The 20,376-nt window shown below is 38.8% G+C and carries 16 protein-coding genes and 1 pseudogene; 13 read left to right on the plus strand and 4 right to left on the minus strand.

Features of this window, described 5'->3' with window-relative positions:
* The first annotated feature begins 11 nt into the window (after positions 1-11).
* The 10 genes and pseudogenes from DPO_RS26605 to DPO_RS16940 all read left to right on the plus strand — a co-directional run bounded on the left by DPO_RS26605 (position 12) and on the right by DPO_RS16940 (position 14,616).
* Positions 12-377, plus strand: a pseudogene (locus tag DPO_RS26605) (LexA family protein).
* Positions 378-679: 302 nt separating this feature from the next.
* Positions 680-973 carry an integration host factor subunit alpha gene (locus tag DPO_RS16900; RefSeq protein ID WP_006967478.1) on the plus strand — a complete coding sequence of 98 codons (294 nt, stop codon included), beginning with the start codon at positions 680-682 and terminating at the stop codon, positions 971-973.
* Positions 966-1,211 carry a YheU family protein gene (locus DPO_RS16905; RefSeq protein WP_006967480.1) on the plus strand — a complete coding sequence of 82 codons (246 nt, stop codon included), beginning with the start codon at positions 966-968 and terminating at the stop codon, positions 1,209-1,211. The genes DPO_RS16900 and DPO_RS16905 overlap by 8 nt, the downstream gene beginning before the upstream one ends.
* Positions 1,208-1,873, plus strand: a complete 666-nt coding sequence (locus DPO_RS16910; RefSeq protein ID WP_006967482.1) for a thermonuclease family protein — start codon at positions 1,208-1,210, stop codon at positions 1,871-1,873. The genes DPO_RS16905 and DPO_RS16910 overlap by 4 nt, the downstream gene beginning before the upstream one ends.
* 100 nt (positions 1,874-1,973) lie before the next feature.
* The gene (locus tag DPO_RS16915; RefSeq protein ID WP_083912067.1) at positions 1,974-3,197 is read left to right on the plus strand and encodes a tetratricopeptide repeat protein; all 1,224 of its coding nucleotides are present in this window, start codon (positions 1,974-1,976) and stop codon (positions 3,195-3,197) included.
* A 543-nt stretch (positions 3,198-3,740) separates the two neighbouring features.
* Positions 3,741-6,131, plus strand: a complete 2,391-nt coding sequence (locus DPO_RS16920) for a type I restriction-modification system subunit M (RefSeq protein ID WP_006967486.1) — start codon at positions 3,741-3,743, stop codon at positions 6,129-6,131.
* A gap of 2 nt (positions 6,132-6,133) precedes the next feature.
* Positions 6,134-7,465, plus strand: a complete 1,332-nt coding sequence (locus tag DPO_RS16925; RefSeq protein ID WP_006967489.1) for a restriction endonuclease subunit S — start codon at positions 6,134-6,136, stop codon at positions 7,463-7,465.
* A 12-nt stretch (positions 7,466-7,477) separates the two neighbouring features.
* Positions 7,478-10,549 (plus strand): type I restriction endonuclease subunit R, encoded by a 3,072-nt coding sequence (locus DPO_RS16930; RefSeq protein WP_006967491.1) that lies wholly within the window; start codon positions 7,478-7,480, stop codon positions 10,547-10,549.
* Positions 10,550-10,609: 60 nt separating this feature from the next.
* Positions 10,610-12,733, plus strand: coding sequence for an ATP-dependent nuclease (locus tag DPO_RS16935; protein ID WP_006967494.1), 2,124 nt, complete (start codon positions 10,610-10,612; stop codon positions 12,731-12,733).
* Entirely contained in the window at positions 12,709-14,616 is a 1,908-nt protein-coding gene (locus tag DPO_RS16940) for a UvrD-helicase domain-containing protein (RefSeq protein WP_006967495.1), read from the plus strand. The genes DPO_RS16935 and DPO_RS16940 overlap by 25 nt, the downstream gene beginning before the upstream one ends.
* A gap of 192 nt (positions 14,617-14,808) precedes the next feature.
* Here the strand turns inward: DPO_RS16940 and DPO_RS16945 are convergent, their stop codons facing one another.
* The 3 genes from DPO_RS16945 to DPO_RS16955 form a co-directional block, all read right to left on the minus strand.
* Entirely contained in the window at positions 14,809-15,696 is an 888-nt protein-coding gene (locus tag DPO_RS16945) for a DnaB-like helicase C-terminal domain-containing protein (protein WP_006967498.1), read from the minus strand.
* A gap of 156 nt (positions 15,697-15,852) precedes the next feature.
* Positions 15,853-16,746 carry an FtsZ/tubulin family protein gene (locus DPO_RS16950; protein ID WP_006967500.1) on the minus strand — a complete coding sequence of 298 codons (894 nt, stop codon included), beginning with the start codon at positions 16,744-16,746 and terminating at the stop codon, positions 15,853-15,855.
* A gap of 60 nt (positions 16,747-16,806) precedes the next feature.
* Positions 16,807-17,367 (minus strand): hypothetical protein, encoded by a 561-nt coding sequence (locus DPO_RS16955; protein WP_006967501.1) that lies wholly within the window; start codon positions 17,365-17,367, stop codon positions 16,807-16,809.
* A 117-nt stretch (positions 17,368-17,484) separates the two neighbouring features.
* On the opposite strand from DPO_RS16955, the gene DPO_RS16960 reads away from it, so the two are divergent.
* Positions 17,485-18,492, plus strand: coding sequence for a helix-turn-helix transcriptional regulator (locus tag DPO_RS16960; protein ID WP_006967502.1), 1,008 nt, complete (start codon positions 17,485-17,487; stop codon positions 18,490-18,492).
* Positions 18,493-18,495: 3 nt separating this feature from the next.
* Here DPO_RS16960 and DPO_RS16965 read toward each other — a convergent pair whose 3' ends face one another.
* Positions 18,496-18,831, minus strand: a complete 336-nt coding sequence (locus DPO_RS16965; protein WP_006967504.1) for a helix-turn-helix domain-containing protein — start codon at positions 18,829-18,831, stop codon at positions 18,496-18,498.
* A 155-nt stretch (positions 18,832-18,986) separates the two neighbouring features.
* On the opposite strand from DPO_RS16965, the gene DPO_RS16970 reads away from it, so the two are divergent.
* Complete coding sequence (locus DPO_RS16970; RefSeq protein ID WP_006967506.1) at positions 18,987-19,745, plus strand: PD-(D/E)XK nuclease family protein; 759 nt, start codon at positions 18,987-18,989, stop codon at positions 19,743-19,745.
* A gap of 12 nt (positions 19,746-19,757) precedes the next feature.
* On the plus strand, positions 19,758-20,351 hold the full coding sequence (locus DPO_RS16975; protein ID WP_006967507.1) for a hypothetical protein: 594 nt from the start codon (positions 19,758-19,760) through the stop codon (positions 20,349-20,351).
* Positions 20,352-20,376: the final 25 nt, after the last annotated feature.

The raw sequence follows: 20,376 nt of genomic DNA on the forward strand, positions 1-20,376 counted from the left end.
TACCTTTTTACATGACATCCATCGAAGCCGGGTTTTCCTCTCCGGCAGATGATTACATCGAAGGTAAACTGGATCTGAATGAACACCTGATCAAAAACCCAGCTGCCACTTTCTTTGTCCGTGTAAGTTGGGAGTCCATGATCAAGGCAGGTATATATCCGGGGTGATATCCTGATCGTTGATAGATCCGTGGAGGTAGTTGACAAGAAGATTGTCATTGCGGTTGTGGACGTGATTTGACAGTTAAACGGTTGAGAATCAGATCCGGAATACCATCTCTTGAACCAGAAAATGACCGGTACGCTCCTATAGAAATCAAACCCGATATGGCATTTGAGATCTGGGGTGTTGTCACCAATGTGATTCACAAAGTGTGACCAACACCCTAAAAATTACTTGACAAAGTCAGGGTTCTTTGAAAGGTATGATTTATGTCAAAATAACACGTTTTCTGTTGATTTGACATGAGATAGCCCATTGCGAGGTGGCTTATAACACGCAAAGCTGATGGTGATCTCCTCACGCGATCAGCAAAGCCCCACAGCTGAATAATGTGGGGCTTTTCTTTGAAATAGTGGTTATCACATGCTTCTTATATACCCGATGCTGAATATGAATCTCCATTCTGATATCAAACCCTGTCGGCATTAACCATTCATAAAGGACTCTTTTCACAAAAATGGCCATAACCAAATCGGACCTCATCAACGAAATATCAGAGCAACTCGATATTTCTCCAGCCGAAGCCAGATATGAATTAGAATCTCTTCTGGAAGTCATGAAATCCACACTCGCATCAGGTGAAAATGTAATGGTATCTGGCTTTGGCCGGTTCCAGGTGAATGACAAAGCTCCCAGGAAAGGCAGAAACCCAGCCACTGGGGAAGACATGACACTGGAAAAGCGAAGGGTTGTTACATTCAAAACTTCAGGCAAGCTCAGGGACCAGATCAATGGGGTAACCCATGAATAAAAACAGGCTGGCAAGTGGCCTGATTATTCCATTCAATGAACTCAGTCCTGAAGCCCTCCAAGGGGTCATACATGAGTTTGTCACCAGGGATGGCACTGACTATGGCGAATCAGAGATACCCTTGAATACGAAGATCCAGCAGGTCTTGAATCAGCTGCATGCAGGCAAGGCGTTCATCGTGTTTGACCAGAAGACTGAGACATGCAATATAATACCATCAGGAGATATCAAAATTTGATCCATAAAATTGCACATAGAACCCTGCTGGCTGTCCTGCTGAGTTTTATCCTTTTGGTTTGCAGCCTAAATGCCCAGACCTTAACCGGTAAGGTTGTCAAAGTTGCCGATGGTGACACCATAACAGTGCTCCAGGATCGGACTCAATACAAGATTCGGCTGTACGGTATCGACTGCCCGGAATCAGGTCAGGACTTTGGTAATCGGGCAAAGAAATTTGTATCAGGTATGGTGTACGGCAAGCAGGTTCGGGTGGTTCAAAAGGACATAGACCAGCACCGACGAGTGGTGGGCATGGTCTATGTCGGCGGTACATGCGTCAATGAGGAGATTGTCAGGGCTGGATTGGCTTGGGTATATCACCGGTACTGCAAAGACAGCTTCTGTCAGGAATGGGCTGATTTGGAGGCCCAGGCAAGGGACGCAAAAATCGGTTTGTGGTCACATTCGGACCCTATACCGCCGTGGGATTATCGACAGGGTGCAAGGAGTACATCAAAGCCTAAGGCGGTATCAGGGGTGTATCATGGCAATACCCGATCCATGGTGTTCCATCAATCGTCATGTGAGCACTTCAACTGCAAGAACTGCACAGAGGTATTTGACAGTCGGGAAACTGCTTTGAAAGCAGGGTATCGACCATGTGGAGGGTGTAATCCGTGAAAAATAGCGGATTTGCTGTAATTTGCCCATTTAACATTGCCTATCGGCTTTTTGATCAACCATCATGCATCCCGATAAGAAGCCTCAATAAAAGGGGGAAATGATGAAAATGATATTCATCCACATGTGCTTGGTTTTATGTGTATTTGCGTTTTCATCAGGGTTTGCCGATGAGAGTGTAATCCATGTCCAAGATATTAATGAAACTGAGGGCCTGAATTCGGGGCATGGTAATGATCAATCAAAAGATTACTGCGAAGACGCATATAATTTGCGTAATTGGGATTTGACCATTTCAAAATGCACTACAAAGGCGGAAAATGGAGACCTAAAAGCCCAATTATATTTGGCAATAGCGCATATGCATAAAGGAAAAAACGAAGAAGGGATTGAGTGGTTAAACAAATCCATTAAATCTGGAAATACTGATGCCGAGTTTTTTCTTGGAAGTTGCTATGCAAATGGTTGGGCAGTTGAAAAGGATATCTCAAAAGCGATAGAAATATATACCAATCTCCTTAGAGATGGATTTGGAGAAGCTTTAGACAGGATTGCAGAATTAGCTGAAAATCATGTTGAGGCCCAGTTTGCAATTGCCAAATTATATGAATGGGGGGATGGTGTAGAAAAAAATAATTTAATGTCGATTTTTTGGTATCGAAAGGCTGCCGAGAATGGTAACGAACAGGCTTTTGATGCTATTGAAAGAATGGCTGAAGATGATATTCCAGTGGCTCAGTATAATCTTGCCGAAATGTACCATAAAGGTTTGGTTGTTCAACGGAATCTCCCGAAGGCATTAAAGTGGTCACGGAAAGCTGTTGAAAATGGCTTTGAGGATTCCAAAAAACAGTATGCTGAATTGGTCATGGAAGATGTTATGTATGCTGCGGATGTAAGAGAAGTGGAATCTCTGATTAAAAAAATTGATCAGGAATGCACTGATATAAAATGTGGATATGATTTGGTTTGGGAATACATTGACAAATCAGGTGATCGAAAACTATCTTTAGCGGAAATTGCACGATTTCAAAGGAATATGATTAAATGGGCAATTGTTGAAAATCAAAAAGAGGGAGTTGAGGCAGGTGAAATGGCTGCCGTTAACCTCAGTGCAATCCTTATTCTGCCCATAACATCGTCATCCATTATTCACAGCTTTGATTATAATGATGATGGGGTGTTGTCCAAAGACGAGGTAATGAGTGACAATGACTTTGGTCGATTGGTTGGAATCAACGCTGGCCAAATTCAAAAAGGGATTGATTTTAAAAAAATTGGTGAGAATGCAAAAGAATTGCTAAAAATATTACCGCTCCCATGAAGTAGCTTTAACGGCCATGTTTCGTCTTCAAGTTTGATAACGACGGGGCATTGATATACTTGAATATTATGAAATTCAAACTCAATATATTTTGACAATTATATATTGAGTTTGAGGAAGGTTTTTTCCGGATTTTTTCATAAATATTGACAATATCTATATGATTTTTTGGGCTCAGGGTGGTGATAACTATTAATAATAGTCCTGGCTTCTGAATTCGGTCTTGAGGGCGTTTCTTTTTTGACATAGTCCACCGTTCAACCACAACCACTGTTTCGGCAGTGGATTACGACCAAGGGAACGCCCCTGGAGGCGTGATATGCCACCTTGTGGTGGTTATGGCTCTTTATGGATGTTATTTTACCTATTTTTTCATATCTGTCTTTAGATTTGGCGCTTTCAGTGCTATGAGTTGTTAGTGATTGATCAATAATAATGTTTCGGGCATAAAAACATCATTCTTTCAAGGTAGATGTAAGCCATTCTTCAGAAAAATGATCATTAGGCACGGAACCCCAAATAATAATGAATAAAAGGTGATTAATGGATCATTCTGTACATAATAAACTGGTTTCCTTTATCTGGAATATAGCCGATGATTGTTTGCGTGATGTATATGTACGGGGCAAATATAGAGATGTCATTCTGCCAATGGTGGTACTCCGCCGTTTAGATACCCTCCTTGAAGAAACCAAAGATGCTGTCCTTGAAGAGGTGAAATTTCAAAAAGATGAAATGAATGCGGTTGAGCTGGACGATGAACCTCTCAAAGCCGCCTCAGGATACGTCTTCTTCAATACCTCTAAATGGACATTAAAGAGCTTATATAATACTGCAACCAACAATCAGCAAATACTCCTTGCCAATTTTGAAGAATATCTCAATGGTTTCAGCGAAAATGTCAAAGAAATCATTTTCCGCTTTAATCTCAAAGCTCAGATACGCCATATGGCTGGTAAAGATGTTCTTTTAGAAGTTTTAGAAAAATTTGTTTCCCCGTATATCAATCTTACGCCTAATCCCAAAGAAGACCCTGATGGTAATAAACTTCCAGCCCTAAGCAATCTTGGTATGGGATATGTGTTTGAAGAGCTGATCCGTAAATTCAATGAAGAGAATAATGAGGAAGCAGGGGAGCACTTTACCCCGCGTGAGGTTATTGAGCTAATGACACACCTTGTCTTTGATCCGATTAAAGATGAGTTGCCACTGACGATTACTGTTTATGATCCTGCCTGCGGTAGTGGAGGAATGCTGACAGAATCTCAAAAATTCATAGAAGAGAAGTATCCCAGCATCGGTGCTACTCGTGACGTTTATCTTTACGGTAAAGAGATCAATGATGAGACATACGCAATTTGTAAATCGGATATGATGATTAAGGGCAACAATCCTGCAAATATCAGGGTTGGTTCAACTCTTTCAACCGATGAATTTTCATCAGATCGTTTTGATTTTATGCTGTCTAATCCTCCTTATGGCAAAAGCTGGGCATCAGAGGTCAAGAACATCAAAGACGGTAAAGACATTATTGATCCTCGCTTTAAGGTCAAGCTTACCGATTATTGGGGGAATGAGGAGCTGGCGGATGCCGCTCCCCGTTCAAGCGATGGCCAGCTTCTGTTTTTAATGGAAATGGTAAGCAAAATGAAATCACCGTCAGTGAGCCCACAAGGAAGCCGCATTGCATCGGTGCACAATGGATCAAGTCTATTTACAGGTGATGCAGGCGGAGGTGAAAGTAATATCCGGCGCTATATCATTGAAAATGATATGTTAGAGGCCATTGTACAGCTCCCAAACAATTTCTTTTATAACACAGGCATCACAACCTATATATGGCTGCTGAACAACAACAAACCTGAGAGCCGTAAAGGCAAGGTGCAGCTTATTGATGCTAATTTGATGTACCGTAAACTCCGCAAAAACTTAGGCGATAAGAATTGTGAGTTTTCCCAAAAACATATCGACAAAATTGCGAAGACATATCTCGATTTTACTTCTATTGAACGGAAGCTGGATAAAAACAATGATCCAGTTGGCATTGCCAGTCAGGTCTTTGATAATGAAGACTTTGGCTATTACAAGGTCAATATTGAAAGGCCGGATCGCCGGAAAGCCAGGTTCACAGAGGATGCCATCAAACCTTTGCGTTTTGACAAGACCTTACGTGAAATCATGGAACATTTGTTTGCTGAGCATGGTGATGATGTCTATGAAAAGGGTTTCCTGAAATCTATCAGAAAAGATGTTATGGCATGGTGTGAAGACAATGATATCAGTCTTAATGCCAAAGCAAAAGCAAAGCTTCTTGATTATAAATACTGGCAGAAGCTGCGTTATATTTTTGAAGCAGCCCAAATTCTTTTGGTAAAAATTGGTGATCAAGATTTTGATGATTTCAATGTATTTAAAGATAAAGTTGGTAGCGTCTTAAAGGAACAGAAAATTAAACTTGCTGCTCCTGAAAAGAATGCAATCCTTAATGCTGTAAGTTGGTATGATGAAACAGCGGCCAAGGTTATTAAAAAGGTTGTTAAATTTTCTGGCGATAAACTATCAAAACTTTTGGAGCACCTTGGGTATGATGAGAAAGATCTTGCTGATTTTGGTTATTATCGGACTGAAAAACAAGGTCAGTATATCATCTATGAACCAAACACGGATTTGCGAGATGCAGAATCAATTCCTTTAGAAGATAAAATTCATCGATATTTTCTTGTCGAAGTTCGGCCACATGTTCAAGAGGCATGGATTAATCTTGATAGTATAAAAATCGGTTATGAGATTAATTTTAATAAACATTTTTATTATCAGAAACCATTGCGCTCTCTTAAAGAGGTCGCTGATGATATTGTTGCTCTTGAGCAAAAATCTGAAGGTTTAATTGCTCAAATTTTAGGAGTCCAAGTGGCTGAGGTGAAAGGGGCGTAACCATGGTCATATTACCAGCAATGTATAAATACCAAAGGTATAAAGATTCCGGTATTGAATGGCTTGCGGAAATACCGGAACACTGGAATATAAAGAGGTTTCGCAATCTTTTTAGCTTTAGCAAAGGGCTAAGCATTACCAAAGAAAATTTACAAGATGAAGGTATCCCATGTGTAAATTATGGAGAAATTCATTCTAAATATGGCTTTGAAGTTGATCCAGACAAGAATGAGCTGCACTGCGTTGGCGAGGACTATTTAAAGAGGTCACCAAAATCCCTTTTGAATAGGGGGGATTTTATTTTTGCTGACACATCGGAAGATATCGAGGGTTCAGGTAATTTTACCCATTTGACATCAGATAAAGATGTTTTTGCTGGATATCATACTGTCATTGCGCGACCTATTAAGGGAATTAATAAAAGGTTTTTAGCATATGTATGTGACTCTATCTCTTATCGGTCTCAGATTAGAAGTAAAGTCAAAGGAGTTAAGGTTTACAGCATCACAAAAGCTATCCTAAAAGGTACTTGGATATGGTTGCCTAACGAAGGTGAACAAACTGTTATTGCTAATTTTTTAGATAAAAAAACTGCAAAAATTGATAAAGCCATTGCGATTAAGGAGCAACAAATTGTCCTATTAAAAGAGCGTAAGCAGATCATTATCCAAAAATCCGTCACCAAAGGCCTGAACCTAAATGTACCTACGAAAGATACTGGTGTTGATTGGATCGGAAGAATACCGGAACATTGGGATATTAAGAGAGCAAAATACTTGTTTAAAGAGGTAGATCAGAGATCGAAAACTGGACAGGAGGAGCTTCTTTCTGTTTCTCATATGACTGGCGTCACCCCCCGGTCTGAAAAGAATGTAAGTATGTTCATGGCAGAAGATTATACTGGTTCTAAAATTTGCATAGAAAATGACTTGGTTATTAATATAATGTGGGCATGGATGGGTGCTTTAGGTGTTTCGGATAGAATTGGAATCGTAAGCCCATCATATGGCGTTTTTAGGCAGCAAAATAAAAACACCTTCAATCCTGTGTATTTGGAATATTTATTAAAAACGACTAAGTACATTGAGCACTATAATCAAGTATCGACAGGTTTACACTCGTCTCGGCTTAGATTTTATGGACATATGTTTTTAAATATGAAAATGGGTTTCCCAAGTTTTGATGAGCAGAATTCAATAGTTGCCTATCTTTCTGAGCAGACAGATAAAATTGACAAAGCAATAAACGTTCAGGAATCTCAAATCGAAAAATTAAAAGAGTATAAAACTACTTTGATTAATAATGCTGTTACGGGGAAAATTAAAGTTGCGTAGTTAGGAGTGAATATGGTTAGCCAAACAAACGAGCAGGCACTGGAAGCAGCAATAGAGAAGTCCCTAACGGGAATTAGCTCTGAAGAACTGAATGCGGGTGAGCAGGCAACTAACCATGGATTAGGCTATAAAATCGGGTTTCCGACCGATTTTAATATGCAATACGCTATTGATGAGCATTTTTTCTGGGAATTTTTAGATAAAACCCATAAAGAGGAGCTGGACAAGCTCAAATCAAACAGCCCAAACGACTGGCCACGTAAGATATTAGAGCGATTTGATCGCCTCATCAAAAAACATGGCATTCTCCATCTGCTTAAAAAGGGCTTAAGCATTGATGACGCACATTTTAACTTGATGTATCCCGCACCCCTTGCCAGTAGCAGTGAAGCAGTTAAACAGAATTTTGAAGAGAATATTTTTAGCTGCACACGGCAGGTGCATTATTCGCAATCTAATCCTTTGCAAGAAATTGATATGGTGCTGTTTATCAATGGTATTCCCTTGATAACTCTTGAACTCAAAAATCCATGGACAGGCCAGACCGCGCGTTATCATGGACAAAAGCAGTATCGGGAAGATAGAGACATCTATCAGCCACTACTTAGCTTTGGTAGGTGTCTTGTGCATATGGCGTTGGACACTGATGAAGTGTATATGACCACCAAGCTTGCCGGAAAAAGCACTTTCTTTTTACCTTTCAACAAAGGTGATAATCATGGCAAAGGTAATCCAGTCAACGAAAATGGTCATAAAACGGCTTATCTATGGGAAGAAGTTTTTACCAGAGAAAGCCTTGCTAATATTATCCAGCATTTTGTTCGGTTGGATGGTACAAGCAAAATGCAGCTTACTAAGCGTACAATGTTTTTTCCGCGCTATCACCAGATGGTTGTTGTCCGCAAACTTATTGCCCATGCGTCTGAGAATGGGGTTGGACATACATATTTGATTCAACATTCGGCAGGCTCGGGAAAATCCTATTCAATTACATGGGCGGCGTACCAGCTAATTGAAACTTACCCTGTGTCTGCGGACTTACATGGTAGCAAGGGGCTGGATCAGCCTTTGTTTGATTCTGTAATTGTTGTGACGGATAGACGACTTCTTGATAAGCAGCTTCGTGATAACATTAAAGAATTCTCTGAGATTAAGAATATTGTTGCCCCGGCTCATAAATCTTCTGAGCTAAAATCCGCACTGGAAAATGGTAAGAAAATTATTATCACCACCATTCAAAAATTCCCGTTTATCATAGAGGGCATAGCTGATCTTAGCGATAAGCGGTTTGCTGTAATTATCGATGAGGCACATAGCTCCCAATCAGGATCGGCCCATGACAATATGAATCGTGCCATGGGTGCCGATGATGATGAAGATGCAGAAGATGCACAGGACAAAATCCTCAAAGCTATGCGTTCACGTAAAATGCGTGACAACGCTTCATATTTAGCTTTTACAGCCACGCCGAAAAATACCACGTTGGAAAAATTCGGCGAAAAGCAGGAAGATGGTTCGTTTAAACCTTTCCATCTCTATTCAATGAAGCAAGCGATTGAAGAAGGTTTTATTCTCGATGTTTTGGCAAATTACACCACGTATAAGAGCTATTACGAGATACAAAAATCTATTGCCGACAACCCTGAGTTTGACACCAAAAAAGCTCAGAAAAAGTTAAGGGCATATGTTGAGCGAAGCCAGCAAACAATAAATACTAAAGCAAATATAATGCTCGAGCACTTCATTCCCCAGGTCGTGAATGCTAAAAAGCTAAGAGGCAAGGCTAAAGGCATGGTGGTCACTCAAAACATTGAAACGGCTATTCGCTATTACAAAGCAATTTCTCGTATCCTTGAAAAGCACGGAAACCCATTTAAAGCACTTGTCGCTTTTTCTGGAACCAAAGAGGTTGATGGCATTGAGTATACGGAAGGCGACATTAATGGTTTTTCGGACAATGATACCAAAGAAATGTTTGATAAAAACTATGTCGGAGAGGCAAAGCCTAAAGGCGTAAATGAAGATGAATACCGCCTTCTTATTGTCGCGAATAAATATCTAACAGGTTTTGATCAGCCGAAGCTTTGTGCCATGTACGTGGATAAAAAACTTGCATATGTTCAATGTGTGCAAGCATTGTCGCGGCTTAATCGCTCCGCACCCAGACTGGGTAAAAAGACAGAAGACCTGTTTATCTTAGATTTTTTTAACTCCATAGATGATGTTAAAAAATCTTTTGATCCTTTTTACACTGCAACTTCATTATCAGAAGCCACTGATATAAATGTTCTTCATGAGCTCAAAGATGAAATGGGTGATGTCGGTGTTTATGAATGGTATGAGGTTGAAGACTTTGTAAAACGCTATTTCGACGATGAAGATGCTCAAACACTTAGTCCAATTATTGATACGGCAGCAGCAAGGTTTAATAACGATATTGGGTTGGATAACGATGAAAAGGCTGATTTCAAAATTAAGGCGAAGCAATTCGTAAAAATTTATGGCCAAATGGCTGCCATCATGCCTTATGAAATAGTTGAGTGGGAAAAACTATTTTGGTTCCTGAAATTTTTAATACCAAAGTTGAAGGTGGAAGATCCGGGTGCTGATGCGCTGGATGAACTATTGGATTCTGTTGATTTGAGTTCTTACGGGCTCCAGCGATTTAAACTTAATCAATCAATTGGATTAGATGAGACTGGCTCAGAGCTTGATCCGCAAAATCCAAATCCACGCGGTGCGCATGGCGGTGAAAAAGAATTTAATCCATTGGATGAAATAGTCCGTACTTTTAATGAGCGCTGGTTCCAGGGGTGGAGCACAACCCCTGAAGAACAACGAGTAGTTCTGGTAAGCGTAGCAGATTCAATGAAAGCGCATCCTGACTATGAGGGGAAATACAAGAATAATCCTGATCCGCACAACCAAAAACTTGCTTTCGAAAAAATTGCCAAAGAGGTTATGCTACAGCGGCGAAAAGAAAATCTGGAGTTTTATAAAATGTTTGCCAATGATGAAGCGTTCAAGGCTGCCTTTATGCAGAGTATGCAGCATCTTTGTGAAACAATGAGTGAAAGTGCCTAAATGGTTTATTGGATTTACTTAATGATCTGCCGTAATAATTTTGTATAATTAAGAGGAACTATGAGGTTATCAAGGATTGAAATTTCAAACTTCAGATTATTGAAGCATTTTTGTTTGGATTTAGAGGATAATCTATCCCTTGTGATCGGTAAAAATAATACGGGGAAGACTTCTATTCTCACATGCTTAGAAAAACTGGTAATCCAATCAGAGTCTAAGGCGATATCTTTTGAAGATTTTAATGTTGATCTCAAATTTTTACTTCAAAAGATATTATCTGATGAAGATGAAATAGGTTCTGAACAAGATTACTCCCCTCTGGGAATTGAGTTAAAACTCTACATTAATTATTCGAGTTCAGATGATTTATCAATGATAAGCCCGTTGATCATGAGCTTAGACCCGGATGATAATACCGTTGTTCTTTCTTTTGAGTACAAAATTTCATTTGAAAAGTTAACGGAAATGAAATCCGATTATCGAACTGAAGCTGAAAAATTCGACAACAAGCCCGATCTTTTCCTGAAAGAAAAGCTGCCAGATTACTTTGGATCTATCGCCAGAAAAAGCCTTCTGTATAGTGACCATAGCCAATTCATCGATCTTCGAAAAGAGCGCATAAATCTTAGAGATATCCTATCAATTCAACTTATCAGTGCCAAAAGAAGTGTAACGAATAAACAAAATGACAAAACATTATCTAATCAGACATCAAGTCTCTACAAACAAGTCGATGAGTTTGAGGAACAGGAAGAGGCGTCTGACGAGTTTAAACACGAACTACGAAAAACTGATGGTAAACTTAGTGGTATTTACCAAAAGATGTTTGCGGGAATCATTAAAAAAGTTAATAAGTTTGGTGGGATAAGTCCTAATGACACTGATCTTAAAATAGCTTCAACTTTACAACATAGAGAGTTACTTGAAGGTAATACTACGGTCATGTATGCACAGCAGCAGCATGACTTACCAGAGCATTATAATGGTTTAGGCTATATGAATTTGATCAGCATGATCTTTGAAATTGAAATGCTGATGAGTAGACTGAGGCGCTCGGTTAAGGAAAAACCCGCTGCAATCAATCTACTCTTTATAGAGGAGCCAGAGGCTCACACTCACCCACAAATGCAGTATGTGTTTATTAACAACATCAAGACGTTGTTAAAGGAAAACAGATTGCGAGAAGATGGACTTGAAATACATCTACAATCTGTAATCACAACACACTCTTCCCACATCGTTTCTGAAAGTTGTTTTGATGATATTAAGTACCTGAAAAAATCGGCTCAAGCTCAACAGGTCGACGCAAAAAATCTTAAAGACCTTGAAAAAGCGTACAGTGCCGATGATGATCCTGACAAAGATAAAGCTTTGAAGCGAGCTTATCGCTTCCTCAAGCAGTATCTTACTCTCAATAGGGCAGAACTCTTTTTTGCAGATAAAGCTATCTTCATAGAAGGAGATACTGAGCGCATAATATTGCCTGCAATGATGAAAAAAATAGATCAAGAGGAACCCTGTGGTGATGAAGAACAACCACTCTTATCACAAAACATATCGATTGTTGAGGTTGGTGCGCATTCTCAAACTTTTGAGAAGTTTATTGATTTTATTGGAATTAAATCGCTTGTAATTACTGATATAGACAGCAACAAAGAAGTGCCGGATGAAAAAGACCCTGAGAAAACAAAACGTGACAAATGCCGTCCTTCAGACACAGATGCCTCGCAAACCTCCAATGCTTCTCTAAAATTTTTCTTTGGAACAAAGGATTTGGATTTCTACAAAAACTTAGCTTTAGAGGATAAGTCTTTACGCAAATCTGAAGATGGTACGGGGTGGCAGCAGTCTGCTGATGGATTATTAAAAATCGTCTACCAAGTTGAAGAAGACGGCTATTATGCAAGAAGTTATGAAGATGCATTTTTTAGCTTGAACAGATCGATACTTAGCGTGGGACATGAGGCGTTTCCTTCGTTAGTCAAAAAACACTTGGACGCATTTACGTCTGACACTATTGATCCATATGATTTTGCAGACAGTGCTGTTGGTAGCAAACCGTCCCTTGCAATTGAAATTCTCCTTAATAGTGAGACGAATGAAGTTGGTGAGAAGTTTTCTAACTGGCAAGTTCCTTTATATATAAAGGAGGGGCTATTGTGGTTGCGCCAAAATTCTCTTTAGAGAAACTGTCAGAAGAAGCCAATCAAATCGTCAATCTAATAAATGAAAAGAAACACTTTTTGTTAAGTGGTGGAGCAGGAAGTGGTAAAACATATTCTCTCGTAGAAGTATTACATGCTGTCACCGACAAGTATCCTTCTTTTAATATAGGATGTATAACTTATACAAATGCCGCAGTAGATGAGATTGAAGATCGAATTTCTTATGACAGTATTCATGTTTCAACTATTCATGATTTCTTATGGGCTAATATTAGGAACTTCCAGTCAGAGCTTAAAGAAACACTTGTGGAAATGATAAATGATCCCACTCAATCAAAAATAAAAATTCCAAATGTAGAAAGTGTTGAGGCTGATTTCTTTGATGACATAGAGTCCATTCAATACAAAGAATATTTGAGATTGGCAAAGGGGATTATTTCCCATGATGAAGTTATACTTCTTGCTTCTCAAATGTATGAAAAATATGAGAAACTTTGCTCTATCACAAAAGATAAATTTCCTTTCATTTTTGTTGACGAGTATCAAGATACCAACCCTTTAGTCGTTAAAATTTTGCTTGAAGATATGGAGAAATCACCGAAAGAAAATGTGGTTGGTTTTTTTGGTGATGCGATGCAATCAATATACGATGGGAGTGTGGGCAATCTTGATACATATATCGATACTGAACCAAAGCGAGTGGTAGAAGTACAGAAGCTTCAAAATAGGCGTAATCCAGGAAAAATTATTAACCTTGCAAATAAAATACGAACTGATGGATTAACTCAGCAGCCTTCAGATGATGCTTCTGCCCCAAATATGGATGAAAATGGCGTTGTTAAGTCTGGTGACATCAAATTTATTTACTCTGCTAATTTGAATATAGATCCTGTGAGGGAATATTTAGGATGGGAATTTGAAGACAATACCCTTGTAAAAGAACTTAATCTAACTCACAACCTTATAGCGGATAAAGCAAACTTCCCTGAACTGATGAGGATTTACGACAAAGATAAAATACTTGAATTCTTACGGAATAAAGTAAGGAGACACCTCAAAGAAAATGATCCTGAGCTTGATACATCTGAGAAAACATTATCACAAGTTCTTGAACATGTAGGTGCTGCTGTTAAGCCTACTAAAGGCCAGCAAGAATATATTGATAACTACCCTGAAATCCATGCATACGCGCTGTCTCTGCCGTACGATTTAATTTCTAAATTATATGTAGATAAAGATCAGTTACTTGATGATAAAAAGAATTTTGCAGAAGATGAAGGAAAACCTGGCTCGAACAGAGATGATTTGATTAAGCATCTATTTAAAATTGAGACATGCATTCGGCTATATCAGAGCAACCAGTTTAACCAATTCATAAAACTGACAGATTTCTCAATCTCATCAATTGCGGACAAAATACGACTTAGAGATGCCATTCAATCCTTCACAATTGATAATAACTCAACAATTCGTCAAGTAATCGATATGGCAGATGATTTAGGCATAGTAATTAAGGATGATCGTTTGAATAAGTTCATCGAGAAGAGGATATATTTATATAAGCAAGTATGCGATATTTCATATCAAGAATTTCGTAATGTATATGATTATCTTGAAGGCTATTCACCTTTTTCAACCCAACACAAAACAAAAGGGACAGAGTTTCCCAATGTACTTGTGGTTTTGGATAATGGCAGATGGAATCAATACAATTTCAAGTATCTTTTTGAAGGAAATGGTACTGACAGTGTCAGACAGCGATCTGAAAAGATTTTCTACGTTTGTTGTACTCGTGCAATGGAGAAATTAGCAGTTTTCTTTCCCAATCCTACTGCACTGGTTTTGGGAACCGCTGCAACTTGGTTTGGGAAAGAGAATATTGTCAATTTAGATGAATTATAAAAAAGAGGGAACGGCGGTCAGCTTTTTATTAATGTTTGATTTGCTACGGCTTTAACGCAAGTGGAGTTAAATTGACGTTTACTTTTCAAGGATCACCTTTAGTGTTTTAGGTGAGGACTATTCGAAGATCGAACCCAAATTTGCAGACTGTTGAGCCCCAAGACTTTCCCTGTTATTGTAGACAGTTAAGGTCTATTCAAACTTGGTAAATTTTTCCAAAAACTGTAGTTGAGAAGAGCCTGCAGGACCATTCCGGTTCTTGGCTAAGGTGATTGCTGTTTTGCCTTTTGGGAGGCTGTTCTTTTCGTTGCAAGCCTCGTCTCTGTGTAAAAACACGATAATATCCGCAATTTGTTCGAGTCGCACATCTCCCAGATCAGCAAGTGCCGGGCGTTTATCACCACAGACCTCCGGTGGATAATTCAGCTGAGACAGTATTATGATGGGAATCCCCAGTTCTTTGGCCAGCATCTTCAAATCATATGTTATCTCTGTTATTTCAAGGGGCCGGTCGTTTGCCTGCCGCACCCGGTCTGATGCTCTGATAAGCTGTAAATAATCGATAATGATCAGCCCTAAGGCATTATCTTTGACCTCCTTGTGAAATTTGGCTTTGATATCGGCCACGGTCATACCGGGGGTGTCATCAATATAGATCGGAGTCTCACATAGAATACCCGCTGCATCACAAAGATTTTGCCAGGCTTCGTGATCTATCAATCCGGATTGTAGTGTACTGATCTCAACTTTTGTTTCAGCTGCAAGGAGGCGCCAGGAAACCATTGATTTCGACATTTCAAGGGATACGAAAGCCACAGGGACTTGCTCCAAAACAGCAACATTCCGTGCAATATTCAAAGCGAAGGCGGTTTTTCCCACGCTCGGGTATGATGCAATAACCATGAGATCCGATCCATGTAATCCGATGGTCAACTCATCTAAAAAGCTGAAACCGGTTGAAAGACCCAATAGCTCACCAGGATTCTGCCGCTGAGCTTCAATCGTATCGAGATTTTTCTCAATTAAATCCTCCAGCATTGAAAATGAACTTTTGATTTTTAGCGCTGTAGCATCGGTCACGCTGATCCTCCTTGAAACTTAAAAGCTCAAACTCAATACATAATATGCAAATTATATTGAGTTTGCCGGTTTTTCATGCTGATCTGCTGATAAAATGGTATGAATGTGTGTTGAAAACTCAATATAAAACAATAACCGCGCTTGTGGCTCGACCCATTAGCTGGACGATATAAACATTGAGGCCCTGAATTCAACTCCCGCATTAAAAGTGCCCTCAGTACAATTCCACGCGATTTCTGCATCTTCTGAAAGTTTTTCATAAATCATATCTGAAAGCGCAGTCAGGTCATCCAAAGTATAATCGATGGTTTCATGATACATCAAATGGAGCAATATGCCGCTTGCGGTTTGAATGTCATGTTCACAGCAACAAAGGGTCTTCTTGAATATATCCCGGCTGTTCTTGTAAGAACCTGCTGTATGGACCATATACCCGCTTTTGCCACTCATGATAACCTTGCCGTCCATAACATCATAACCAACAATATTTGGCATCATCACCATTGAAAACAAACTATAAACGTTTAATGCGGCCGTATATTCATAGTTTTTTTTCGGGACAAACACACAACCTTCGTTTTTGTGGACTTTAAAGCCTTCCTTCAATAACCGTGGATTCTCATCGTCGATAATTATTGTATATAACAGAAAAATAGGATGACTTAGAATGAGTTCCCTGGCGATCCAGAAATCTTTGTCTTTCATAGATCCGACCAAAAAAACAAAGTGAGAATCGGTAATAAGTGTATTAATCTCATTATTTTTGGGGTTGAATTGCTGGACTGGCAATGGGTGTATTTCGGGGATATTGATTTTTTGCGTTTTGGCCAACAAGGCCTTTCCAACCTTGGAACCGGTCTCACCGACACCGATGTATATATGTTTTATCGTATTCTCATGGTCTGGCGATATACATGATTCAGTTCGTTTGTCTCCCGAGTTCAAAGGATATGGGAAAAAAGAGAACCCATCATTGATATCCCCAATGGCAGTTAATACAGTACATAGCCCAATAGTTTTGATAAACTTGCGTCTTGTTATTATGGCCATATGTCATTCCTTATTTTTGTTCTAAATCAAATCATTAAACTTACGCAAACATTCTGATATTCATATCTCGATATCGTCGTCATCATATTCCTCGATGAGTGCCAATGTCTCTTCTGCCGCTTTTGATACGGCCCACTCCGAATCATTTAATACCATTTTTTTTAGTATAAATCTAGGAGTTTCGTCATTTTCAGCAAGTTCCTGACGGACGACAGGGTCCTTCTGTTGGTATAGTTTTTCACATAACCAGTCCTTCTCACAAATTGAATATTCCTCCGTAAGATCAGAAATGTGATTGATGATGTTTGACAAAATTTCAGTGTCCTGTAGATCGATAAGCCTCTCTATGTCTTCTTTTTTTATTTCCGGTATACACCGGCCCTTGGATGTCAGTGCACGAAGAACGTCTACCTGGTTATCCTGCAATAAAATGCGACAGGTTTTTTCATGCAGGAAAGTTTGTGAAGCGACACTGGATCGAGTTTCGGTACAGGGAGAACCGGCCAGTTCATGAAAAAGATCCATATAACGTTCACAAGTATCAAGTGTGAAGGCTATTTCGTTCAATTCATTGTGACTGAGTTCCACTGTAACGCCATTTACAATCAATTGTGCTTTCATGCTCATTCTCCTTTGGATTTGTAAGTTTATACTTGAATATAACTTAGGTCTATTCCATAATATGGAACGTAGATTGTGTTTTTTGTAATTGGCGTTTGTTGGAAAAAGGATTTCGTTATGCCCCGCAAGATTCAAGTGGATAAGGATCATGGTCAAAAAGTCATTGAGTTGTTTTTCAAATTATTTTTTTCACCATATGAATATTCATTGACGGAACTTGCCAGGGAATTAGAGTGTTCAAAACAGACCATTGGACGTATTGTCGATAAAATCAACTATTCCTTAGAAGGGATTAAAATTGAAGACTTCATTAAAAATCGAAAGCGGTACTTTAAAATCGACAAAAAGAATGTCCCGGTAAAGGCAATGAATCTCAGCCAATCAGAGTATGGCATGCTGCAAATGTGCTGTTCTTTTACACGGCATCTGATGGGAAAAGAAACATTTGACCAGGCAGTCAGTGCGTTAGGGAAAAGTCAGGTACTCATAAAAGATAAAAAAACAATATCGCCAAAGCATTTTGCCTCATTCGTGCCTGGGACCATTGACTATTCCGGTCATCAGCAGATAATCAAGGATCTGATCATTGCCATGGAGAATCAGAAAGTCTGTAAAATTTCGTATCAATCCGTTGGCAATATCAATCCAAAAAATTTTTATTTGAAACCACTAAAATTGTTTTCAAGGGACGATACCATTTATCTGCATGCCCAGATGGCAAAAGATCCCGGAAAAATGTATAAAACGCCAAAATTCGATCCTTTGCTGGCCGTTCATAGGATGGAGGATCTTAAAATTACAACAACATCCTTTGAATATCCGGAAAATTTTAGTTTTGAAGAGGCCTTCAACCAGACATTTGGGGTGATGAAGGAGGATCTTTTTCAGATAAGAGTCGAATTTGAAGGTTATGCAGCCATGCATGTGAAGGAACGGATCTGGAGCACCGATCAAACGATCAAAGAAATAAAAGATGGAAGGATCGAATTGATCTTCACGGCCTCATCCTATATCGAAACACTATCGTGGATTCTTTCTTATGGCCATGAGGCTAAGGTTATCGAACCGGATTGGTTTGTGGAGGAGATTCATTCGGAGCTCAAAAAAATGCATGATTTATATTGAGGCCTACAAAATGTCATCAAGAAATATTTTCAGTTTTCGGATTCTCGACCCATCATTTTGTTTTAGAATTTGACCTATCTTGATGGCCACCGCCTGACCGTTTTCAGAAAGTGGGACTTCCTTTTCCATGAATGCAAACAAATCTGCCAGGCTGATTTCAAATATTTCACTCAACCGAAATAGGGTTTCAAGTGTTGGGTTCACATCACCTCTTTCAAGCTTGCCGTAATACCGGTAAGAAAATCCATAGTCCTCCAAGTCTTCCTGCTTGAATCCTTTTGCCAGTCTAAGTTCTTTGAGTCTTAACCCCAGCTGTTTTTGTAATTTCTTGATATCCATTATGAACCTCCATGCATTTTATACTTGATGCAAGGTGGTCCTTACAGGCACTTAAAGGTAATATTATATTGATTTTTACATTATATAAGTGGTATCAATGAAAGTATTCTTTGTATGGGTCAATTTTAATAGGAAATTGAACAAGGTGCTCTATAATGGAGGATCAAATATTAAGTAACGTACAAAACGTTTTAAATAGATACTCTGATATTAGAAATAAAATTTTAGTTGAAGCTGATCAAGTAGTCAACCGTTTCAATACATTAGGAATATCTGCTGAGTTTGAAAAATACCTAAACCAGCATCTCAAATTTGCAGAAACTGTACTGGAAAAGTTCAAGGATAAAGGCCTCTCTCGTTTTGATTTATTCCGTTTGGCTGGGTTCACCGCATCCGAAGAAAATTTCAGTAATGCAGTCGCTGCCATCCTCGATCCCAATAGACCACACCAGCTTGGTAAAAAACCACTTCAAAGTGTTTTAAAAAAAATTCTCGAAAGGAATCAAGATCAAATATCCATTTTAAGTGCTGTTTCAGATTCTAAAACAATTCAAGTTAGGCGTGAATTGAACTTAGGTTCCACAATTCCTGATATATTAGTTGAATCAGATAAATTTATTATATTCATCGAAAATAAAATACGGCACGGTAAGGAAACTCTAAACTCTAATTCCCATAAGCAAACAGATAGGCAGTGGAAAGAACTCGAACGCAGAGGGAAATCTTTAGGAGTGCCGGACAATTGCAAATTGGGAATTTTTCTTACGCCTGAAGGTAAGTTGCCTGCAAATAATAATTTTGTTCGATTGTCGGTATCTGAATTTGTTGAAGCCATTGATGATCTTCTAAAAACAGAATCAACTGAATACAATAATACAATAAAAGCGTTCTTACAATTTTATAAACTTTCATAATAGGAGTCCCTTATGAAACCTTTCACTCAAGACAAGTGGTTGAATTTTGTGATTGAAAATCATAATGAAATACAATCCCTGATTGAGGTATGGGAACATGCAAAATCTAATCTGCCAGATCGAATTAATTCTGCAATAATTGATTATATAACGGAATTAATGGGCAGTTATTTCAAAGACAAGGATATTCAGGTAGGAGGCGAGGATAAATCTATTTGGTGGTATGAGGAAGAACAGTATGATAAAAATAAAGACTTGGGTATTTTTTTCCAGTTTGATGGAATAAACAAGGATTTCATTACATCAGGATCGTTTGTAGAATCCGCTCATTTCTATTTTTATATTCACCCCCATGGAAAAAAGAAATCAGAAAAGACCACAGAAATTAATCGATTTAGAAAAGTTTTCCAAACTTCAAAGAAGAGATTGGATAGTGAAATTATTCTTTTGCCGGATGATGATGATCGACAATTACTTGCGAAATATTATCTAAAAAACCTAAATATTAACGCTTTAAAGACTCCCGAAAAATTCAAAAAGTATATACAAGATGCTGTAATAACATTTACAGATGAAATTCTTACAATTTTAGAACGAAGTCATTAATGCTTAATATTTTAATCTCAACTTC

Source organism: Desulfotignum phosphitoxidans DSM 13687 (genome assembly GCF_000350545.1).
Taxonomy (GTDB): Bacteria; Desulfobacterota; Desulfobacteria; order Desulfobacterales; family Desulfobacteraceae; genus Desulfotignum; species Desulfotignum phosphitoxidans.